Origin of the sequence: Ketobacter sp. GenoA1 (assembly GCF_003671475.1) — a bacterium.
GTDB lineage: Bacteria > Pseudomonadota > Gammaproteobacteria > Pseudomonadales > Ketobacteraceae > Ketobacter.
The window spans coordinates 16,691-35,794 of the sequence record NZ_RCHM01000023.1; the positions used below are offsets into that span (position 1 = coordinate 16,691).

Genomic DNA, 19,104 nt, shown 5'->3' on the forward strand with positions numbered 1-19,104 from the left:
ACGCAGATGTGAGACAAGCATGACGGAGCAAGCCCATCAGGATAACTTGGTTGAGTATGCCAAAACCCTGGTTGAACAATTGGAAAGTGGGGATGCCAAGGAAGCGATGCGGACAATTTCGTCCCTGCATAATCAGCGTGATCAAGTGTTGTTCCAGGAAGTGGGCAAGTTAACACGCAGTCTGCATGAATCGATCAAAAATTTTGCCATCGATACCAGCAACAGCGAGATGCGGGAAGAAATGTCCCGCATGCAGGATGCCTCCGATCGCTTGAGTTACGTTATTGAAAAGACAGAAACTGCTGCCAACAAGACCATGGACATGGTTGAAAACACCATGCCTGTGTCGGCCCATTTGCGCGAAACAGCCAGCAATCTGAAATCCGAATGGGATCGGTTGATGCGCCGTGAAATGACTGCCGATGAGTTTCGCCAGCTCACCAAAAAGATCGATGGTTTCCTGTGTACCGCAGTGGATGAATCGACTCGTATAGATTCCAATCTCTCAAACATCATGTTGGCGCAGGATTATCAGGATCTCACCGGGCAGGTCATCAAACGGGTGATTCAGTTGGTGAAGGAAGTGGAAGATAATCTGGTTAACCTGGTGACAATGGCCAGCACCATCGATCAGATTACCGGCCTTAAACACGATATTTCTCAAACACAAAATAAAAGTGAAGAAGATCCCATCGGTCCGGAAGGCCCCATTATTAACCCTGAAGCAAGGGAAGATGTTGTATCCAACCAGGATGATGTTGATGCTTTACTTTCCAGTCTTGGTTTTTAAAGGAGTCAGGGGATGAGCTTCGACGGCGACGAAGAAATACTGCAGGATTTTCTGGTTGAAGCAGGTGAGATTCTGGAAGTGCTGTCTGAACAGCTTGTGGATCTGGAAAACCGTCCTGACGATGCTGACTTATTGAATGCCATCTTTCGCGGTTTCCACACTGTCAAAGGCGGGGCCGGGTTTTTACAACTGGATACGTTGGTAGAGTTATGCCATGCCGCTGAGAATATATTTGACCTGCTGCGCAATGGAAAACTAACCGTTAATTCAGATCTGATGGATGTGGTGTTACAAGCCTTGGATGCGGTGAATTCCATGTTTGAGCAGGTCAATGGCCGTCAATATCCTGAACCGGCCGATCCTGCCCTGATGAGTGCATTGCACGCTATTCTACAGGGTGACTCGCCAAGTGCAGCTGCCAAAACTGATGCGGAACCTGCAGCGGTGGAAGCGCAGGGTGAACCTGAGAGGGGCGACATCACCGATGAGGAGTTTGAGCAGTTCCTTGATGCATTGGACGACAATAAGCCCGGGCAAGCCGCGGCTGCGGAGCCGGCGCCCAAGCAGTCAGATGGCGTAGACCTGTTTGGCGAAGATGAACCAGCAACCACAACCGGCTCAGCTGATGAAATTACCGAGGACGAGTTTGAGGCGTTGCTGGATCAGTTGCATGGCAAAGGTAAATTTGGCGGAGCACCTGCGGATGTGGCACCCGCAGCATCTGACGCGGGTAAGGGTTCGGAAGAGATCACCGATGATGAATTTGAGTCGCTGCTGGATGAATTGCACGGCAAGGGCAAACACGGTGGCACGCCAAAAGCGGATACTGGTGGTGGCCAATCAACATCGGGTGCTTCCTCCGATGACTTGATTACCGATGACGAATTTGAATCGCTACTGGATGATCTGCACGGTAAGGGTAAAGGCCCTACCAAGAATCAGGCTGAGCCCCCAGTGAGCTCTGGGGCTGCAGCTGTGAATAAACCAGCTGCTGTGTCCCGGCCCGCGGCCAAAGCTGTTGCCGAAGAACCCAAGAAAGCTGAGGCACCGGCAGCCAAAGCCGCTGCACCAACGAAGCCTGCCGCCGGCAAAGAGGCACCTGCCGCGGCGGAAAATACCGTTCGAGTTGATACCAAACGCCTGGATGAGATCATGAATATGGTGGGCGAACTGGTACTGGTGCGTAACCGGTTGGTGCGACTTGGTTTGCGCACTGCAGACGAGGATCTGGCCAAGGCGGTTGCCAATCTGGATGTGGTCACCGGTGATTTGCAAACGGCGGTTATGAAAACCCGTATGCAGCCCATCAAGAAAGTCTTTGGTCGCTTCCCGCGTGTGGTGCGGGATCTGGCTCGAAACCTGAAAAAGGAAATCACCCTGGAACTGGAGGGTGAAGAGACGGATCTGGATAAGAATCTGGTGGAAGCCCTGGCGGATCCGCTGGTGCATTTGGTGCGCAACAGCGTGGATCATGGCATAGAAGCACCGGATGAGCGCGAGAAAATCGGTAAGCCGCGCATGGGTAAGGTGTACCTGGCCGCAGAGCAGGAAGGCGACCATATTGTTCTCTCCATTACTGACGACGGTGGCGGCATGGATCCGGCTATGTTGCGGCGTAAAGCGGTTGAAAAAGGCCTGATGGATACCGAAGCCGCCGATCGCCTCAGTGATACGGAAGCCTTCAATCTGATATTTCATCCCGGTTTTTCCACCAAAGAGCAGATTTCAGATGTGTCTGGTCGTGGTGTGGGCATGGATGTGGTGAAAACCAAGATCACCCAACTGAACGGTACTATTGAAGTCCATTCGGAGAAGAACGTTGGTACCCGCATTGCCATAAAAGTACCCCTGACACTGGCGATTATGCCAACCCTGATGGTGATGCTGGGCAAACAGGCTTTTGCTTTACCTCTGGTGAACGTGAATGAAATTTTTCACTTGGATCTGTCGCGCACCAACGTGGTGGATGGGCAGGAAGTGGTGGTGGTACGGGAGAAAGCGTTGCCTCTGTTTCACCTGAAGCGCTGGTTGATTCGGGGTGCAGAGAATAAGGATAAGGAGGCCCACGTTGTTATTGTCAGCGTTGGTACCCAAAAGGTGGGTTTTGTGGTGGATCAGCTGATTGGCCAGGAGGAAGTGGTTATTAAGCCTCTTGGAAAAATGCTGCACGGTACACCCGGTATGGCCGGGGCAACCATTACCGGCGATGGGCGAATCGCCCTTATTCTGGATATTCCCAGCATGCTAAAAGCTTACGCGCAACGCAGTTGATTGCACGGCGTTGCCGTTTCGGAGATGTTGAATGCCAACCAACGTGCTTGTCGTAGACGACTCCGCATTTTTCCGCAGAAGAATAAAAGATATTCTGGAAAAAAATCCTGATCTGAAAGTGATTGGGTTTGCGGACAACGGCAAGGTGGCTGTTGAAAAAGCAAAAGAGCTCAAGCCTGATGTCATTACCATGGATTATGAAATGCCGTTACTTGATGGTATTTCTGCCGTGCGTATGATTATGGCGGAACAACCCACGCCCATTTTGATGTTTTCTTCACTCAGTTACGAAGGTGCGCGCGTTACTTTGGACGCACTGGAAGCCGGCGCACTGGATTATCTGCCCAAGAGTTTTGAATCCATGTCCGGCGATCCCGGTGACAGCGCCAAGCTGTTGCAGGATCGAGTCATTGCCCTATCCCGGCGTGGGGCATTTGTACGACGCTCTTCGGCTGCCACTGTGGCCAGGGAACCGATTGCAACGCCCAAAGCATCCCCTAAGACGACACCCACCCGAGGAGCGCCGGCACCCAGTACGCAACGTGGAGAACAACGCCCAGTACAGCCCAAAGCCCGGGCCTCCCGTAGCCATAAATCGCCGTTGGATACGCTGCAGGGGGATCGGCCGCGCATTGTATTGATTGGGGCATCCACCGGCGGGCCGGTCGCCTTGCAGAATATTTTGACGTCGTTGCCGGACAGTTTTCCATTGCCAATTTTGCTGGTGCAACATATGCCGGGGACATTTACTTCCGCTTTTGCGGAAAGATTAAACCGCTTATGCAAGATCAACGTGAAAGAAGCTGTGGATAACGACGCAATTCGACCCGGTACGGCGTTGCTGGCACCGGGCGGCAAACAAATGCTGATGGATGGAAATGGCCAATCTGTCTCCATTATTGATGGTAATGATCGTATTCAGTATCGACCCAGCGTCGATATTACCTTTGGCTCAGTTGCCCGCACAATAAGAGGCAAGGTTCTTGCATTGGTGTTGACTGGCATGGGCAGTGATGGTCGTGAAGGGTGTAAATTACTGAAGCGCAATGGTGCGACAGTCTGGACCCAGAACGAGCAGAGTTGTGTGGTTTACGGAATGCCCATGGCAGTGGAATCCGCTGGTTTATCCGATGCGGTTATCGATATTAAAGACGTAGGATCAATTCTGGGCGAGCTGCACTGATACTATGGATATCTTAAGTTTCCTCGGCCTTCTAATCGGTATGATTGCCATTGTGGGCGGTAATGCGATGGAAGGTGGACATTTATCGGGCCTGGCGAATGGGCCGGCTGCGGTGATCGTGATAGGCGGTACGCTGGGGGCGGCGATGCTGCAGACACCCATGTCCATCTTCAAGCACTCCTTCACGGTATCGCGCTGGGTATTCTTTCCCCCGGTGGTTGATATGAAAGAAAAAATTGACCGCGTTATCCAATGGAGCCTAACGGCACGCAAAGAAGGATTGCTGGGGCTCGAGGCGATCACGGAGAATGAAGCAGACAGTTTCTCCCGCAAGGGCCTACAGTTACTGGTGGATGGTGGTGAACCTGAATCAATTCGTAATATCCTGGAAGTGGAATTGGTTACCCAGGAGGACAAAGATCTGCAGGCGGCTAAAGTGTTTGAAGCCATGGGTGGTTACTCTCCCACTATCGGTATCATCGGTGCGGTGATGGGCTTGATCCACGTTATGGGAAACCTGGCCGATCCCAGTAAGCTGGGGGCCGGTATTGCAACGGCGTTTGTTGCCACCATCTATGGGGTGGGGGTGGCGAACCTCGTTTTTCTGCCCATTGCAGCCAAACTCAAATCCACCATCAAAGCGCAAAGCAGTCAACGGGAAATGATTATAGAAGGGCTGATTGCCATTGCCGACGGTGAGAACCCGCGCACCATCGAGATGAAACTCGAAGGTTATCTGGACAAGTAGTCCGGAGGGCATATGCGTCGAAGACAAGTGGAGGAACATGAAAATCATGAGCGTTGGGTCATCTCCTACGCTGACTTCATTACCCTGCTGTTCGCGTTTTTTGTGGTTATGTATTCCATCTCGTCGGTCAACGAGGGCAAGTATAAAGTTCTGTCGGATTCCCTGGTCAGTGTCTTCAATGCGCAGCCTAAAACGTTCGATCCTTTGACGGTAGGTGATAAGGATGTGCGCAAAAGTAACGATCAGTTAATCAAGCTGCCGATTCCCGGAGACTATCCAAGCAAGGATGACTATAAATTCAGTGTTGAAGGACTGTTTGATGATGTAGAAAACCGCGCGGCCCGACAGGGCGAAATGCGGGATAACGAAGTCGATCATTTATCCAAAATAACCGAACAACTGGCCACCAAACTGCAACAGCAAATCGACAGTAATGAAGTGGAGATTCGTGGCAACGACGAATGGATCGAAGTCAACATCAAAGCCAGTGTACTCTATCCCAGTGGCAGCGCAACGCTGTCAGATCCGGCAAAGAGTGTTCTGTCCACGGTCAGTGACATCCTACGGGACAAGCCTAACCCCATTCATGTTGAAGGCTATACCGATAACGTACCCATTGAAACCCGGCAATTTCCGTCAAATTGGGAGTTGTCCGCTGCCCGTGCTGCCAGTGTTGTCCGTTATTTCGAACAGCGTGGCATCAATCCGGCACAATTAGCGGCCGTTGGCTATGGAGAACATCATCCGGTGGCCGATAACGATAATGAAGAGGGGCGTTCCCGTAATCGTCGAATTGCGCTGGTGATATCAAAGTCCGAGACGGCAGCCGAAAGCAAGGTGAGTGCCGAAACCGCACCGGATTACAAGATGGGTACGGGCAGTAACGCGCCGCTTGATCGGCGCCAGCGTGATGAAGCTGAGGTTCCTCTGCGCATTATTCGATTGCAGGATGGCGGACTGTTGTTTTCCGCAGACGCAGAGCAAGACAGCCAGCAAGACACGCAACAGGATAAATAGGGCAGACACGTGAAGATTTGGGCGGTGGCAAATCAAAAAGGTGGTGTGGGCAAGACCACTACAGTGGTCGGCCTGGGTGGTTTGTTGGCACAGCAGGGACAGCGGGTGTTGATGGTTGATCTGGATCCCCATGGTTCGTTAACCAGTTATTTCCAACACAATCCCGATGAAATGGAGCAGTCGGTTTATCAGTTGTTCCAGCACAAAGGCGATGTGCCTGCGCATTTGCCGGCGCAACTGATCCTGAATAGCGGATACGAGCGTTTGGATTTCCTGCCTGCTTCCACTTCCCTGGCCATGCTGGAACGGCAGGCAGTCAGTCAGGGTGGGGCAGGGTTGGTGGTGTCCAAGACCCTGGCCTGTTTGTGGGAGGATTATGATTATGTGCTGATGGATACGCCTCCGATTCTGGGGGTGTTGTTAATTAACGCCCTGGCGGCCTGTCAGCAGCTGTTGTTACCGGTTCAAACAGAGTTTCTGGCCATCAAAGGCCTGGAGCGAATGATGCGAACTTTGCAGATGGTGATGAAATCCCAGCGTAGGGCATTGCCGTACCTGGTGGTGCCCACCATGTTTGATCGACGCACACAGGCTTCGGTAGGCAGCTTGCGAGTGCTGCGTCAAACTTATGACGGCCACATTTGGCCGTCTGCGATTCCCGTGGACACCCGCTTCAGGGACGCCAGTCGGGCGGGCCAGCCCCCAAATATTCATGATCCTGCCTCTCGCGGCGTAGCGGCATACGCCTCTCTGCTAAAATATCTTATAAGCCATGCACCGGATGCCACCGTCAGACATCAGGTTAGCTCCTAACCGGGTTTGGCCTGGCTGCCCCGTCGCAGCAGTAGCGAAGTATATGAACGACAAAAAGCACCATGATCAATCGGTCAATGATGTGGACCGAGCGATCTACGATTATCTGGATGAGATGCTCCATGACCCGGCGGCAGAAGGGCTTGTGTCTGAAGCTTCCCGGGGTTCCAGAGGTATTCCCGATAACGTAGCGCATTTTGACTTTGCCAATCGTGAAGCCGCCAGTTCTGAAACCGGCAATTCTGAAATCACCAAGCGTGAATCCACGAAACAGGAGCCAGCGCTCCCCAGCGTCGCGAAAAAATCAACTGATTTGCCCAGTCGGTCCAGGCCCGGATCGAATCCGCAAGCGCCTGAACCAGACAAGTCCAAACCTTATTCACTCATGGACCGTCCCGCTTTGCTGAGCGAATCTTTGTTAAACTTTTTTGAAGAGCCCGCCGAGCAAGCCCCCGACCTGAGCCGATCACTTACACCATCGGCGCCCGATACAGTGCCGGATGCCCCTGTGAAGGAGGAGGTTGCACCCTCTGCTGCGGTTCTGCCAGCGGAACCACCGGCTACGCCGGATCGCGAGGCGAATGCAGCGACACCATCACCGGAGCCAGAACCAGAGCCCGAGAATCGTTGGTGTGAAAACGGTCGCCCCAATTGGGCCCAATCCCGTTTCGAGTGTTTAATCTTTAATGTCGGTGGCCTGAAGTTGGCGGTACCCCTCATAACGTTGGGCTCCATTCATCAAATCGATCGCCGATTCAACGCCTTGCCGGGTCAGTACGATTGGTTTATCGGAATTTTGCAAACCCCCAAGTCCGGTAATATAAAGGTCCTGGACACCGGTCTGTGTGTGATGCCGGAGCGTCACGATCCTGCCAGCCGGGAGACGCTCGCCTACGTTATTACCATACACGGTTATGACTGGGGATTGGCCTGCCACGGGGTGGAACAGTCGATTACCCTGGAGCCGGAGCAGGTCAAGTGGCGCACCCAGCGTGGCACGCGCCCCTGGCTTGCCGGCACTGTGCTCGAACACATGTGTTCCCTGGTGGATACTGATGGCTTTCAGGCAATCATTGCCCAGGCAGAACGTGCCCTCTGACCCCGGTTCTGTCACCATCCCTGCGCGGTAAAAACTGGCGCAGTTTCGCCCCTGATCTATAGTTATAAAACAACCAGTTAAAGTGGCCAAACTGCCACCAAATCGAGTATCACCCATTATGGCGAATACAGCTCAATCCCGTTCCAGCGACGATCCGGTTATTCAATGGGTCACCTTCCGGCTCGCCGGGGAAACCTACGGCATCAATGTGATGCAGGTACAGGAAGTCCTGCGTTATACCGAAATTGCTCCGGTACCTGGTGGTTCTTACCATGTGCTGGGCATCATCAACCTGCGCGGCAATGTGGTAACCGTCATTGATACGCGGCTGCGGTTTGGCCTGCCTCGGGGCGAGACAAACGACAACACGCGCATTGTAATCATCGAGGCCAATGGACATGTGATTGGCATTCTGGTGGACAGCGTGGCAGAGGTGGTTTATCTGCGGCAATCTGAAATTGATACTTCACCCAATGTGGGTAACGACGAAAGTGCCCGTTACATTCAGGGTGTCTGTCACAAGGACGGCGAATTATTGATCCTGCTGGAGTTGGATAAATTGCTGACGGAAGATGAATGGGCCGAATTGGAAGGCCTTTAATCCAAATTATTGGCATGCGAGCTGCATTCATTACTGAAACAGCCCATGCGGTGAGATTTTGACACCAGAGAACATTGCAGGAGTGTTTCACTATGGCCAGAAATGAGGCTACCTCCGACGATCAGGTCACACAATGGGGTACGTTTCGTCTGGGTGATGAAATTTACGGTGTGAACGTCATGCAGATACGTGAAGTGCTGCGTTACACCGAAATTACCCCTGTGCCCGGGGCACCCTATTATGTACTGGGTATCATCAACCTGCGTGGTAACGTGGTGACCGTCATCGATACCCGAACCCGGTTTGGGCTTAATCCGGGTGAGATTGATAACAACACCCGGATTGTGATTGTGGAAGTGGATAAGCAGGTTATCGGCATGCTGGTGGACAGCGTTGCCGAGGTGACTTACCTGAATGAATCCGAGATTGAAAAAGCACCCAATGTGGGTAACGAAGAGACCTCGAAGTTTATTATGGGTGTATGCAATAAGCACAATGAATTACTGATTCTGATCGATCTGGAACGCATGATCGAAACGGCCAGTGGTGATGTCGATATGGCAATGGGATTCTAAGTGGGGCGGCTATGTACATAGACCAATTCTGGATAGGTGTTTTTATTGCGTGTCTGTTGACACTGGGAATGGTGTTGCTGTTGTTACAGGTACAAAAGATGAGACACCAGCAACTGTTGTTGCAACAGGAGAAGCAGGCGTTGGAAAGCCGCTTGAAAAGCCTGGAGAGTAAAATCGAGTTTCTTAATTCCGGCTCCGTGGGCATGGGGCAGCGTTTGATGAGTGCAGAGAAACGCCTTAACCAGGCGCTCGACCGTCAGGATGAAATCGCGCAAAACAATTCCGAACAGTTATTCCGGCGTCAGGCGGACCGCGTGCTGCAGGGGCGTCAACCGCCGGAGCAGGAAGAAGAGGGCCCCTCCCGCTCTGAAGCCAAATTAATGGCGCTTGTCAGCAAACAGAAAAACAAGAATAACTAAGCGCATTAGTATTGTCGGGTTTTTTGTCGTTTTACCAAAAATAGTTCTATAAAATTCAATGCGTTGCGAATAGATTCGCGAATTCTTAGAGCCAAATATTCCATTCGTACCCCACCTGCACACCTATACTCAAATTGAGTTTTCAGGAGCCTGTTCGGGTGTATCGTATGAAGTGTTTTGCGAAAGTAGTGAGTTGTCTGGCGTTGATGATGTCTTCAGTAATGGCAGTGGCAGAAGCGCCGGAGGCCGTTAACGGTGCAAGAACAGTGGGCCTGGCTCAGGCCAAAACGTTGTTTGATGATGGCGCGGTGTTCATTGATGTTCGGGATGCGCAGTCATGGAGTCTGGGGCATATCGAAGGTTCTGTGAACCTTGACTTCAATGCCAGTGAGTTTGCGGTGCTGTACATTTCCAAAGAACTCGACCGCTCCACTCCCATTGTGTTTTATACCAGTAGCCCCTTGAATGTCAGCAGTGCAATGGCAAGCTTTTTCGCCTCCAACTGGGGTTACAGCAATGTCTACTATTTTCGTGAAGGGTTCTATTCGTGGATGGCCGCGGATTACCCCGTGCAGTTGAAAATGGCCGGGCGCAGTGTGCAGGTTGATACCGTTATTCAGTAGAATGCCAATACCGAGTGGTGCTTGAATAGAAAGCGGCGTGGCAGGAAGCAACGCCGCTTTTTTTATGGGGTACTGTGTTATTTGGCATCAGGTTCAGAATCGGAGCCCGGCTCCGACAGCCGTGGTGTTATCCTGTCGGTGGTGGGGGCACCGAAACCTTCCGGTGTCTTACCCTTTAGCATATAAACGAATGCAATGATTTCGGCGATGGTGCGATACAGTAATTCCGGAATCTCGTCGCCCACTTCCAGGCGCGCCAGAATATCCACCAGTTGCGGATTTTCGTAGATGGGAATTTCATTTTCTCTGGCGATGCGAATGATTTCCTCCGCCAGCTCCTGGCTTCCGGATGCGCTGACAAAGGGTGCGCTTTTACCATCGTAAGTCAGGGCCACCGCCTGGGATGATTGCCTTTCACTCATGTGCGTATGTCCACCAATTGATTGCGCAGTATGGCCTGTTCTGATTTGGGCATGCCCAAATGCCCCTGCAGTTTTTCTACCCGCAGCCCCATGTCGGTTAACACGTTTTGCAGGTACTCAAAGTGGCTGCGGGTGTGCTGCAGGGTGTTTTCCCATTCGGCCCAGAACGCTACCGATGCACTGCGGCCCAACATGCTGATCTGACACAGCATGGGGCCCAGCCCTTCGATATCAAATGCCATTTGCACCACCCAGCGCTTACCGGTGTTGTTGCCATCTTGCTCGGTGCGGGCCTCTTGTTCTTCAATCACAAATTGAAACACCTGCACCTGGCCCTGGTGTAACACGGGGAGCTCAAAACTCAGTAACGGTTGCGGTGCCGCGGGGTCCGGACTGCGGGGTTGGGATGCTAATTGATGCAGGGTAATGCGACTGAGCGCCCCTTTGACCTGCTTGAGCAAGACGGACACCAGGGCATCGGCCATGTCACCGCCGGATGTGGGCTTGCTACGGGCCTGCGGTTGCAAAGCGATATTGCCGGGCAGTGGTGGTAACAGAAAGGTTTCCACTGCGGTTTTGCTGCTTGCATCGGAATAGGGGCTGCCTTGGGGAGAACCGTAGCCGGGTGTTTTGTCGGCCTTGATCGGGGGGGTGGTCAAGGGGGCAGTCGAGCCGGGGGGCTGAGGCCGCGTGTCAGCGGTGGTGGTACCCCGTTGACCGGCATCGGTTTTGGTCAGCGGCGTGCCTGTGGTGGTTACCGCTCCCTCATTCGAGCCCGGCACCGGTCCGGCTTTTCCAGTGGGATTGCCGGCAAGTGGTTTGCCCGCCCCAGGTTCGCTTGCAGCGGGCTTCGGCGCGGGCGTAGTGGCTGTTGCTGCCGCCTGTTTCAGCGCTGACTCAGCGTGTTCCAGGCGGCCTTGCAAGTGGTGCAGCGCCTGCTTCAGGTCACGGGCTGCCACATTGCCCAAGTCCATTGCGCCGTTGGGGCGGGAGGCATCAGATGCCGGTGTGGCTTTCCCGCCCACGGCGTCTATCACCCGTTGTGATAACTGTCGTAGGCCGTCACCTAATGTTTGGGCAGTGCTATGGCCCGGGTGTGATGGTGTGGCAGACGCCGTCACGTTGCTTCGGACCGCTTGGTAAAGTTTGTTTTCCAGGAACAGCCCGCTGTTGTTAATGGCCTGGCGAACCTGCTCTGCTGTTTTCAGTTGCTCCGGTTTCGGCAGTAGTTGCAGCAGGGCTGAGGTCAGCGCGGGTAAATTAAGGGCCCCCCGGTGGGCGGGCTCCAAAGGCCGTGCACTGATCTGTTCCAGCAATTGAAACAATGGATTCAAACCTTGCTGCTGGGGGACCAGTTGACGCAGTGCCTGAGTGATGGTGGAAGCCACTTTGGCCGGCAGAATCTGGTTGATGACGATGCCGCGGATTGGTGAGGCCGTAGCCAGTAACTGAGTCCCCTCTGCAATGGGGAAACCGGCATGGGTTCTGATCAGGAGCGTTTGCCCCTGGCGTAATTGGTTAATGGCTTCGGCGCTGATTTGGGTAAGCGGCTGGGCGGCGGCCGGTGCGGCTTTGGCCGACATGGCCAGAGGGGGGGAGCTGGCGGCTGCAGCATTGGCGCGCAGCAGGATCTCATACACCGCTTTGTCATGGTTGCCGCTTGCCTGGGCCAGTTTGGCTTCCAGCACCACGGCCTGAATGGTCTGGTTTACCTGCTGGCGGGCAAGATCCGCCGCCTTCAGTTCCGACACGGGTGAGGTGCTGGTCTGGCCGGAGCCACCGGGGCTTTTCGGCAGGTCAATCATGGGCGAGACACCAAAATGCGGTTCATGACCCTAGTATAGTTCGGTTTCCTGCCCTGTTTTTGCTATTTGAGCAGGGCGGCGACACACACCAGCATGGCCATCGCCAGCAGGATCCATTTCAGGGTCTTTTGTTTTGCATTGATGGCGAAGCGGACGCTCAACTGCACCCCGATGATAGAGCCCGCACCAACGATCAACCCCGGAATCCAGAGCACTTGCCCTTGCGCAATAAACACCGCCAGGGCCACCACACTGAACACCAGCGTGCACATCATTTTCAGGGCATTGGCCCGCAATAGATCGTAGCGCAATACACCGGCCAGCGCGGTGAGCAGTATGAACCCCACACCGGCCTGCACAAAGCCACCGTACAAGCCCGCCAGAAACAGCCAGGCAAATGCCGATGGCCGTTGGCCCGGGCTTAAGGCGGTTTCATGAAGATCGGGAATGGTGCCGGGTTTCAGCACAATCAGCAGGGTCATGGCCATCATGGTGGCCAGCAGCACCGGTTTCAACACCGGCACCGGAATCACCGAGGCCACGGCGGAGCCCACCAGGGCCCCGCCAATAGTGGGTAGCACAATGGGTACAACGGCCGCGCGCTCCAGCATTTTGTGCCGGTCAAAGCCGCGTACGGCAGCCAGGGATTGCATCACCACGCCAACGCGGTTGGTGCCATTGGCCACATCCGCCGGCATTCCCAGCAGAATCAGGGCAGGCAGGGTAAATATGGAGCCACCGCCGGCAATGGTATTCACAAAACCCGCTGCGACGCCGGAGGCGATCAGCAGGAACAAATGCAGTGCATCTATGTCCATGGTGAAGCTGTGCGGTGAGGTAAGGAAAGGGAGCCAATGGTAGGGGATGGTGTCCTGTTCTGCAAACCGCCCGCGCAAATAGATAACGGCAAGCCGGGCAAAGTTTGGTTATAATGGGCCGCTTTGAGCACTGGTAACAAAAAACCTTAGGCTGAATTTGTGGCAACAGCGTTATTGCAGACGGCAAACCTTTTTTGTGAGCGGGATGACCGGGTTCTGATCCAGGATCTGGATTTCTCCTTGCAGCCGGGGGAGGTGATGCAGATCGAGGGGCCCAATGGCAGTGGTAAGACCACCTTGTTGCGTGTTTTGTGCGGCTTGTCTGATGACTACGAAGGGGATATTCGCTGGCAAGGCTCACCGCGCCACAAAGTCGATACCCTGTTTCGCCGTGAAACGCTCTATTTCGGCCATCTGACGGGGGTGAAGTCCTCGCTTTCACCCCGCGAAAACCTGCGCTGGATACTTCAGCTGAAAGGCGTATCACCGGCATTGAAAGGGCTGGATACGCAGATCGAGCAGGCCCTGGCCAAAGTGGGTTTGTTCAGCTTTGAGGATGTGCCGGTTTACAGTCTCTCAGCGGGCCAGAAACGGCGCGTGGCATTGGCGCGCCTGTATATCGAACCGGCCCGTTTATGGGTGCTGGATGAACCATTCACCGCCATTGACCGAAGCGGGGTGGCCGAGCTGGAGCGTCTGATTCAGGGCCATGCTGCAGCCGGTGGCTCGGTCTTGATCACAACGCACCACGCCCTGGATCTACCCGCGCTTCGTAAACTGCAGTTAGGGCACGGAAGGGGAACATGGCGGATTCTATAGTGTCGGAAAAGGTGGTGGTGGAAGAGGTTCCTTCCCTGTGGGCGGGAATGTTGGCGGTGATGAAGCGGGATCTGCTGATCGCTTTTCGCCAGCGTACCGACATGGTTAATCCCTTGTTCTTCTTCGTTATGGTGATTGCGCTGTTCCCTCTGGGAATTGGTCCGGAACCATCAACCCTGCAGAAGATCGGCCCTGGTGTGATCTGGATTGCGGCGCTGTTGTCCACGCTGCTGTCGGTGGACAGTCTGTTTCGTCAGGATTTTGATGATGGCTCGCTGGAACTGGCGTTGCTGAGCCCGCAGCCACTGTTTGTACTGGCGTTCGGCAAGGTGTTGGCCCACTGGCTGGTGACCGCGGTCCCGTTGATTCTGGTGGCGCCGGTGTTGTGCGTCATGTTGTTTATGGACGGCGATACCATCATGGTGACCCTTTACAGTCTGCTGCTGGGCACTCCGGTGCTCAGTATGATCAGTGCGATTGGTGCAGCGCTGACCGTGGGGTTGCGCAAAGGGGGGGTATTGATTGCGGTGATTGCCCTGCCTCTGTACATTCCGGTTTTGATTTTCGGCACCAGTGCGGTGGAAGCAGCGTCCCTGACCTTACCCTATGCCGGGCAGCTGGCATACCTGGGGGCGTTTCTGATTTTGACGCTCACCTTCGCCCCCTTTGCCATTGGCACAGCGTTACGCATCAGCGTGACCAGTCAGTAGATTGAATTGAGTTTGAGGTTCCTGTGTTCGAATACCTGAAAAGGCTGTATCACAAGTTTGGATCACCCCGGTATTTCTACGATCTAACCGGAAAAATGCTGCCCTGGTTGGTGGCCCTGTCGGTCTTGTTGCTGATTCCGGGGTTGATCTATGGTTTGGGTTTTGCCCCACCGGAAAAATATCAAGGCAACAGTTACCGGGTTATATACATTCATGTGCCGGCCGCCAGCATTGCCATGGCCGGCTATGTGATGATGGCCGTGGCAGGTGTCATTGTGCTGGTATGGCGTATGAAGATGGCCGAAATGGTGGCCAAGTCCGTTGCCCCCATCGGTGCCTCTTTCGCTTTTATCTGCCTGGTAACCGGTTCCATCTGGGGTAAGCCAACCTGGGGCACCTGGTGGGTGTGGGATGCCAGGCTCACATCCATGCTGATATTATTGTTTTTGTACCTGGGGGTGATGGCGCTCAACGCCGCCATTGAAAACGCCCAGTCCGCGGCCCGCGCCACTGCCGTGTTGAGCATTGTGGGAGCGGTGAACCTGCCGATTATCAAGTATTCAGTGGAATGGTGGAACACCCTGCACCAGCCGGCGTCTATAAGAATGACCAGTTCCGCCATTGATCCGGAAATGCTGTATACCTTGCTGACCTGCATTGCCGGCTTCTATTGTCTGTTTGGGGCGTTGGTCATCTTGTCCACCCGTTGTGAAATCCTGTCGCGGGAACAGCGTAGCAGTTGGGTGAAGAAACTGGTGGGAGTATCCTGATGGCATTCGAAACCTTTGCAGATTTTATGGCAATGGGCAAACACGGCCCCTATGTATGGTCTGCCTATGGCATCACACTGCTGGTGGTGGTGGCCAATATACTGGCGCCGATAATACGGCGCAAAGGGCTGGTGGAAGAAATCAAACGTAAGGCCAAGCGGGAGCAGGCAGAGTCATGAATCGAAAACGTAAACAACGATTGATTATTGTGCTGGGTGTGCTGGCAGCAGTGGGCCTGTCCACCGCTTTGATTACCTTTGCCCTGCGGGAAAACATCAACCTGTTTTTCACGCCGTCTGAAATTGCGGAAGGCAAGGCGCCCATTGAACGGCGGATTCGTGTTGGTGGGCTGGTGGTACCCGGCAGTGTCAAACGGGGCGACGATTTACAGGTTACCTTTGACCTGACCGACAACGCAGAACAGATTACGGTGCGTTATGCGGGGATTCTGCCGGATCTGTTTCGGGAGGGGCAGGGCATAATCGCCAACGGTAAGTTGATCAGTGGCACACTGGTGGAGGCAGACGAAGTGCTGGCCAAACACGATGAAAATTATGTGCCGCCAGAAGTACAGGAAGCGCTGGAGAAAGCAGGGCACCCGAAAAAGGTACCCCAATAACCGAAACCGCCCCAGTAATCAGCGTTGCTGCTTAAAGAACGTCACGGGGTTTGGCGCATTCCGCCCGGGTGGGATCGAACTTGCAGCGAACCCGGCGCTGCAGCTTGATCATCTCACCATCCCAGTAATCGGCTTTCACGGCTTCAATGCGCACATCCTCCATCAATTTTTCATAGTTGGCTTTGTCTGCATCAGGGATGTTTACCCACCATTTGGGATCAATGGCCTTGGCGGCTGATTCCACCTCTTTCATGATGCGATCAAATTGCGCGAAGTGATATTCACGGGATTTTTGCCCGAATCCTTCGGGAAAGCGCTCATGCCAGATGATCAACTGACCGGAAATCTGCGCCAGCGGATAATCAATGATGCCGCCTTTGGGCTCCAGGCCTTTGTAGAGTTCCAGCGGATTGTAGGCCACAGCCGGCGCTGGCATCACATCCACGGCGCCGTTATTGAACATGCTGCCGGCGGTGGCTTCGGTGACGCTGATGGGTGTGCCGCCGATCAGCTCAACCATTTGCTGTTGGTAGACGTCGTCACCCAATACTGCGATCTTGCGCCCCACGGCTTTGTCCAGGCTGTTGATGCTTTTATCCCGCACGAACACATAGACTTCACCGGCGGGTGCTATGCCGGCGATTTCAAACGGGCCCACCCGCATTTTGTCGGCCATTTGTGGTGAGGCCAGTAACTGATACATCAGCTCCAGGTGGCGGCGCTCGGGCATGGCTCCGACGGCATACAATGAACCGGTGAATTTGACGAAATTTCGAATGCGCAGCTCAGAGAGAAACGCTGCATCGCATTGTTTGGAGCGGAACTGTTCCACGATGATCTTTTCGCTGGAATTGACCACCAGATCAAATTCCACACCCCATTTGATGGCCTCCAGATTGAATTCCTCTACCGCCTGCGCGATGGGGCCGCCGCGGCCCACAATATCCCAGACACAGACGGTGCGCTTGATATAATCACTGGCCTGCACCGGCAGCACCAGTACCGTAATCGCCAGCAACATTAATCTTCTTATATTGGTCAGCATGCTAGATTCCTCCCTCTTGATAAAAAGCCCGCCGGTGTAAGAAACCCCATTTTCGGGCAGAAAAGTAAGGTATACCATACTTCCAGGGGCTATGAATTGGCCTGAAGTATGATCATATTCGGTTGTTTTTCTTAGTGAATTAAGAACATAAATGAATATTTTGCAGTATTTGTATGATTGTTGGACAATGCATGGGTTGAACCAGGGGTAATCCCTGGTTGAGTGGTTTGCTGTAGAAAAACTTGACGGGGTTGGTGGCAATGCGGAAACTCCACGCTGGCATGCGCAACGACATGCTCAATGGATATAATACACACAATACAAGAAGTAGCCTCTCTAACATGAGCTTTAAAGCGCCAGACAGCCTTTCCGAGCAGATTGCTCAACATCTTGGTCAACTGATTATCACTGGGGAGTTAAAATCCGGTGACCGAATTCAGGAACTCCGCGTCGCCAATGAACTGAATGTCAGCCGTGGCTCTGTGCGTGAAGCCTATCTGATCCTGGCCCGCCGTTATCTGATCGATATCGTGCCAAGAAAGGGGGCAGTGGTCTCTGAGATGACCCCTAAGCACGTCCGTGATGTTTATGAAATGAACATACTTTTGATCGGGCAACTCTGCCGTCGGGCCACACAGAACTGGCAAGAGGGTGAGCTGGACCCGTTCCTTGAGCTGCTGCAGCTGATGGAAGGCTATGTGGCCAACGGGCAGGTCATGAAGTTTTACGATGCCACCTTCAATTTTGCCCGTATGGCCTATCGCTTCGTGGATAACCCCTACCTGGAAGATATGCTGGAAGATCTGCAGCCTGCCGTGCGCCGTACTTATTACTTCGCCATCAATCTGGATCAGGCCGAGATCGATGCTTCCATGATGTTTTTCCGCGAACTGATGGCCTGCATATTGGAACGCGATGTGGATGGGGCAGAGCAGAAGCTGATCCAGTTCGGCGAGCACCAGTGCGACACGGTCCTTAAGCGGCTGGAAAGCGGAGCGGCTGCCCCTGCTTGAGGCAGCCTGAAAACAAAACGCATCAAACCATCTCTGGTTGTACCTTTCTTACCCAAAAGACCACGCCACCGCACACGGCAACGGGAATGATAAACAGGTTGATGATGGGCAGGGAGGTTAACGCCATGACCACCGCGCCAAACGCCATCACGGCAGCCCGGTGTTGACGCATTAACACCAGCACCTCTTGAAAGCTGCGGCCGTTATTGTCAGCCGGCACGTCCAGGTACTGCATGGCCAGAATCCAGGATCCGAACATAAACCAGAGTATGGGGACCACGGCATTCACGCCGGGGATAAAATACAGAATCAGTGACAGCACAGCCAGACCGATGGCGCGCACCAGCCAATAGACCAGCTTGCGACATTCCCGGGCCAGGGAACGCATGACCACCTGAGCCACGGTATGTTGGGGGTAATCCGGGTTGTGTAGCTCCCGTTCTGCCTTTTCCCCCAGTATGCCGATGAAGGGCCCCACCACCAGGTGGGTCAACATGGTAAAGGTGGACCCCATAATGAACAGCAGCCCCAGGATGATAATGGCAAAGATCAGCCACTTCAGCGCCGACAGGATCTGATCAATATAGGGTTCCAACCAGTCCAACCAACTCCATAGGTCCACGGACGTGGTCCAGCCGGCAATCCATTCGTAGGCATAGCTGGTAACCAGATAGCCGCTGATGGCAAACAACAGTATGTTGGTGATCAAAGGCACAATCATGTAGGGGCGCAGACTGCGGCGCTTGGCCAGGTTGAAGCCCTCCGACACACAATTAACCCCTTCCCGCAATTCCTGGATCATGGCTTAACGCTCCTGCTTGGTAACTGCGCGAAACCCTACCACATTCTGGCCCCGGCTGCCCATTAAGCCGATTTAAGCTCCTATAAATATTCGGTATTTTTACCCGCCTCTCAGGGTGGTGCTGGCGCTAAAACCCGCTACA

Annotated in this window: 22 protein-coding genes; 17 read left to right on the forward strand and 5 right to left on the reverse strand. The window is 53.8% G+C overall.

What is annotated here, in order from left to right; genetic code table 11:
* The first annotated feature begins 19 nt into the window (after positions 1–19).
* The 11 genes from D9N13_RS08615 to D9N13_RS08665 all read left to right on the forward strand — a co-directional run bounded on the left by D9N13_RS08615 (position 20) and on the right by D9N13_RS08665 (position 10,139).
* Positions 20–790: a protein phosphatase CheZ gene (locus tag D9N13_RS08615; RefSeq protein ID WP_290588274.1), complete on the forward strand. Its 771-nt coding sequence runs from the start codon at positions 20–22 to the stop codon at positions 788–790.
* Between the two features lie 12 nt (positions 791–802).
* Entirely contained in the window at positions 803–3,061 is a 2,259-nt protein-coding gene (locus tag D9N13_RS08620; protein ID WP_290588276.1) for a chemotaxis protein CheA, read from the forward strand.
* Positions 3,062–3,092: 31 nt separating this feature from the next.
* A complete protein-coding gene (locus D9N13_RS08625; RefSeq protein ID WP_290588278.1) occupies positions 3,093–4,244 on the forward strand; it encodes a chemotaxis response regulator protein-glutamate methylesterase in 1,152 nt (383 codons plus the stop codon).
* Between the two features lie 4 nt (positions 4,245–4,248).
* A complete protein-coding gene (locus tag D9N13_RS08630; protein ID WP_290588280.1) occupies positions 4,249–4,992 on the forward strand; it encodes a flagellar motor protein in 744 nt (247 codons plus the stop codon).
* Between the two features lie 12 nt (positions 4,993–5,004).
* Positions 5,005–6,009 carry a flagellar motor protein MotD gene (gene motD / locus D9N13_RS08635; RefSeq protein ID WP_290588282.1) on the forward strand — a complete coding sequence of 335 codons (1,005 nt, stop codon included), beginning with the start codon at positions 5,005–5,007 and terminating at the stop codon, positions 6,007–6,009.
* Between the two features lie 9 nt (positions 6,010–6,018).
* Entirely contained in the window at positions 6,019–6,822 is an 804-nt protein-coding gene (locus D9N13_RS08640) for a ParA family protein (protein ID WP_290588284.1), read from the forward strand.
* A 43-nt stretch (positions 6,823–6,865) separates the two neighbouring features.
* On the forward strand, positions 6,866–7,921 hold the full coding sequence (locus tag D9N13_RS08645) for a chemotaxis protein CheW (RefSeq protein ID WP_290588286.1): 1,056 nt from the start codon (positions 6,866–6,868) through the stop codon (positions 7,919–7,921).
* 118 nt (positions 7,922–8,039) lie between these two features.
* Positions 8,040–8,522: a chemotaxis protein CheW gene (locus tag D9N13_RS08650; protein ID WP_290588288.1), complete on the forward strand. Its 483-nt coding sequence runs from the start codon at positions 8,040–8,042 to the stop codon at positions 8,520–8,522.
* A 92-nt stretch (positions 8,523–8,614) separates the two neighbouring features.
* A complete protein-coding gene (locus D9N13_RS08655; protein WP_290588290.1) occupies positions 8,615–9,097 on the forward strand; it encodes a chemotaxis protein CheW in 483 nt (160 codons plus the stop codon).
* Between the two features lie 11 nt (positions 9,098–9,108).
* Entirely contained in the window at positions 9,109–9,516 is a 408-nt protein-coding gene (locus tag D9N13_RS08660) for a hypothetical protein (RefSeq protein WP_290588292.1), read from the forward strand.
* A 167-nt stretch (positions 9,517–9,683) separates the two neighbouring features.
* Entirely contained in the window at positions 9,684–10,139 is a 456-nt protein-coding gene (locus tag D9N13_RS08665; RefSeq protein WP_290588294.1) for a rhodanese-like domain-containing protein, read from the forward strand.
* 77 nt (positions 10,140–10,216) lie between these two features.
* Here D9N13_RS08665 and D9N13_RS08670 read toward each other — a convergent pair whose 3' ends face one another.
* The 3 genes from D9N13_RS08670 to D9N13_RS08680 form a co-directional block, all read right to left on the reverse strand.
* Positions 10,217–10,561, reverse strand: a complete 345-nt coding sequence (locus tag D9N13_RS08670) for an EscU/YscU/HrcU family type III secretion system export apparatus switch protein (RefSeq protein ID WP_290588296.1) — start codon at positions 10,559–10,561, stop codon at positions 10,217–10,219.
* Positions 10,558–12,366 carry a hypothetical protein gene (locus D9N13_RS08675; RefSeq protein ID WP_290588298.1) on the reverse strand — a complete coding sequence of 603 codons (1,809 nt, stop codon included), beginning with the start codon at positions 12,364–12,366 and terminating at the stop codon, positions 10,558–10,560. Before D9N13_RS08675 ends, D9N13_RS08670 begins: the two co-directional genes overlap by 4 nt.
* A gap of 62 nt (positions 12,367–12,428) precedes the next feature.
* Positions 12,429–13,184, reverse strand: a complete 756-nt coding sequence (locus D9N13_RS08680; RefSeq protein WP_290588300.1) for a sulfite exporter TauE/SafE family protein — start codon at positions 13,182–13,184, stop codon at positions 12,429–12,431.
* Positions 13,185–13,343: 159 nt separating this feature from the next.
* On the opposite strand from D9N13_RS08680, the gene ccmA reads away from it, so the two are divergent.
* From ccmA to ccmE, 5 genes are read left to right on the forward strand one after another with little or no spacing between them, the layout of a single operon-like run.
* A complete protein-coding gene (gene ccmA, locus D9N13_RS08685) occupies positions 13,344–14,003 on the forward strand; it encodes a cytochrome c biogenesis heme-transporting ATPase CcmA (RefSeq protein ID WP_290588302.1) in 660 nt (219 codons plus the stop codon).
* Positions 14,004–14,050: 47 nt separating this feature from the next.
* Entirely contained in the window at positions 14,051–14,713 is a 663-nt protein-coding gene (gene ccmB, locus D9N13_RS08690; RefSeq protein WP_317622489.1) for a heme exporter protein CcmB, read from the forward strand.
* A gap of 23 nt (positions 14,714–14,736) precedes the next feature.
* The gene (locus D9N13_RS08695) at positions 14,737–15,483 is read left to right on the forward strand and encodes a heme ABC transporter permease (RefSeq protein WP_290588306.1); all 747 of its coding nucleotides are present in this window, start codon (positions 14,737–14,739) and stop codon (positions 15,481–15,483) included.
* Positions 15,483–15,662 carry a heme exporter protein CcmD gene (ccmD, locus tag D9N13_RS08700; protein ID WP_290588308.1) on the forward strand — a complete coding sequence of 60 codons (180 nt, stop codon included), beginning with the start codon at positions 15,483–15,485 and terminating at the stop codon, positions 15,660–15,662. Before D9N13_RS08695 ends, ccmD begins: the two co-directional genes overlap by 1 nt.
* Complete coding sequence (ccmE, locus tag D9N13_RS08705) at positions 15,659–16,102, forward strand: cytochrome c maturation protein CcmE (RefSeq protein WP_290588310.1); 444 nt, start codon at positions 15,659–15,661, stop codon at positions 16,100–16,102. The genes ccmD and ccmE overlap by 4 nt, the downstream gene beginning before the upstream one ends.
* A gap of 31 nt (positions 16,103–16,133) precedes the next feature.
* Here ccmE and D9N13_RS08710 read toward each other — a convergent pair whose 3' ends face one another.
* Positions 16,134–17,147, reverse strand: a complete 1,014-nt coding sequence (locus D9N13_RS08710; RefSeq protein ID WP_290588312.1) for a putative solute-binding protein — start codon at positions 17,145–17,147, stop codon at positions 16,134–16,136.
* A gap of 341 nt (positions 17,148–17,488) precedes the next feature.
* Here D9N13_RS08710 and D9N13_RS08715 point away from each other — a divergent pair, with 341 nt between their 5' ends.
* A complete protein-coding gene (locus tag D9N13_RS08715) occupies positions 17,489–18,160 on the forward strand; it encodes a GntR family transcriptional regulator (protein WP_290588314.1) in 672 nt (223 codons plus the stop codon).
* Between the two features lie 22 nt (positions 18,161–18,182).
* Here the strand turns inward: D9N13_RS08715 and cysZ are convergent, their stop codons facing one another.
* Positions 18,183–18,962 carry a sulfate transporter CysZ gene (gene cysZ, locus D9N13_RS08720; protein ID WP_290588316.1) on the reverse strand — a complete coding sequence of 260 codons (780 nt, stop codon included), beginning with the start codon at positions 18,960–18,962 and terminating at the stop codon, positions 18,183–18,185.
* Between the last annotated feature and the right edge of the window lie 142 nt (positions 18,963–19,104).

Coding starts and splice junctions, on each gene's coding strand:
- D9N13_RS08670 (WP_290588296.1), bottom strand. CDS start 10,561: ATGAGTGAAAGGCAATCATCCCAGGCGGTGGCCCTGACTTACGATGGT.
- D9N13_RS08645 (WP_290588286.1), top strand. CDS start 6,866: ATGAACGACAAAAAGCACCATGATCAATCGGTCAATGATGTGGACCGA.
- ccmB (WP_317622489.1), top strand. CDS start 14,051: ATGTTGGCGGTGATGAAGCGGGATCTGCTGATCGCTTTTCGCCAGCGT.
- cysZ (WP_290588316.1), bottom strand. CDS start 18,962: ATGATCCAGGAATTGCGGGAAGGGGTTAATTGTGTGTCGGAGGGCTTC.
- ccmD (WP_290588308.1), top strand. CDS start 15,483: ATGGCATTCGAAACCTTTGCAGATTTTATGGCAATGGGCAAACACGGC.
- D9N13_RS08625 (WP_290588278.1), top strand. CDS start 3,093: ATGCCAACCAACGTGCTTGTCGTAGACGACTCCGCATTTTTCCGCAGA.
- D9N13_RS08620 (WP_290588276.1), top strand. CDS start 803: ATGAGCTTCGACGGCGACGAAGAAATACTGCAGGATTTTCTGGTTGAA.
- D9N13_RS08655 (WP_290588290.1), top strand. CDS start 8,615: ATGGCCAGAAATGAGGCTACCTCCGACGATCAGGTCACACAATGGGGT.
- D9N13_RS08710 (WP_290588312.1), bottom strand. CDS start 17,147: ATGCTGACCAATATAAGAAGATTAATGTTGCTGGCGATTACGGTACTG.
- D9N13_RS08715 (WP_290588314.1), top strand. CDS start 17,489: ATGAGCTTTAAAGCGCCAGACAGCCTTTCCGAGCAGATTGCTCAACAT.
- D9N13_RS08665 (WP_290588294.1), top strand. CDS start 9,684: ATGAAGTGTTTTGCGAAAGTAGTGAGTTGTCTGGCGTTGATGATGTCT.
- D9N13_RS08650 (WP_290588288.1), top strand. CDS start 8,040: ATGGCGAATACAGCTCAATCCCGTTCCAGCGACGATCCGGTTATTCAA.
- D9N13_RS08675 (WP_290588298.1), bottom strand. CDS start 12,366: ATGATTGACCTGCCGAAAAGCCCCGGTGGCTCCGGCCAGACCAGCACC.
- ccmE (WP_290588310.1), top strand. CDS start 15,659: ATGAATCGAAAACGTAAACAACGATTGATTATTGTGCTGGGTGTGCTG.
- D9N13_RS08680 (WP_290588300.1), bottom strand. CDS start 13,184: ATGGACATAGATGCACTGCATTTGTTCCTGCTGATCGCCTCCGGCGTC.
- motD (WP_290588282.1), top strand. CDS start 5,005: ATGCGTCGAAGACAAGTGGAGGAACATGAAAATCATGAGCGTTGGGTC.
- D9N13_RS08660 (WP_290588292.1), top strand. CDS start 9,109: ATGTACATAGACCAATTCTGGATAGGTGTTTTTATTGCGTGTCTGTTG.
- D9N13_RS08630 (WP_290588280.1), top strand. CDS start 4,249: ATGGATATCTTAAGTTTCCTCGGCCTTCTAATCGGTATGATTGCCATT.
- D9N13_RS08615 (WP_290588274.1), top strand. CDS start 20: ATGACGGAGCAAGCCCATCAGGATAACTTGGTTGAGTATGCCAAAACC.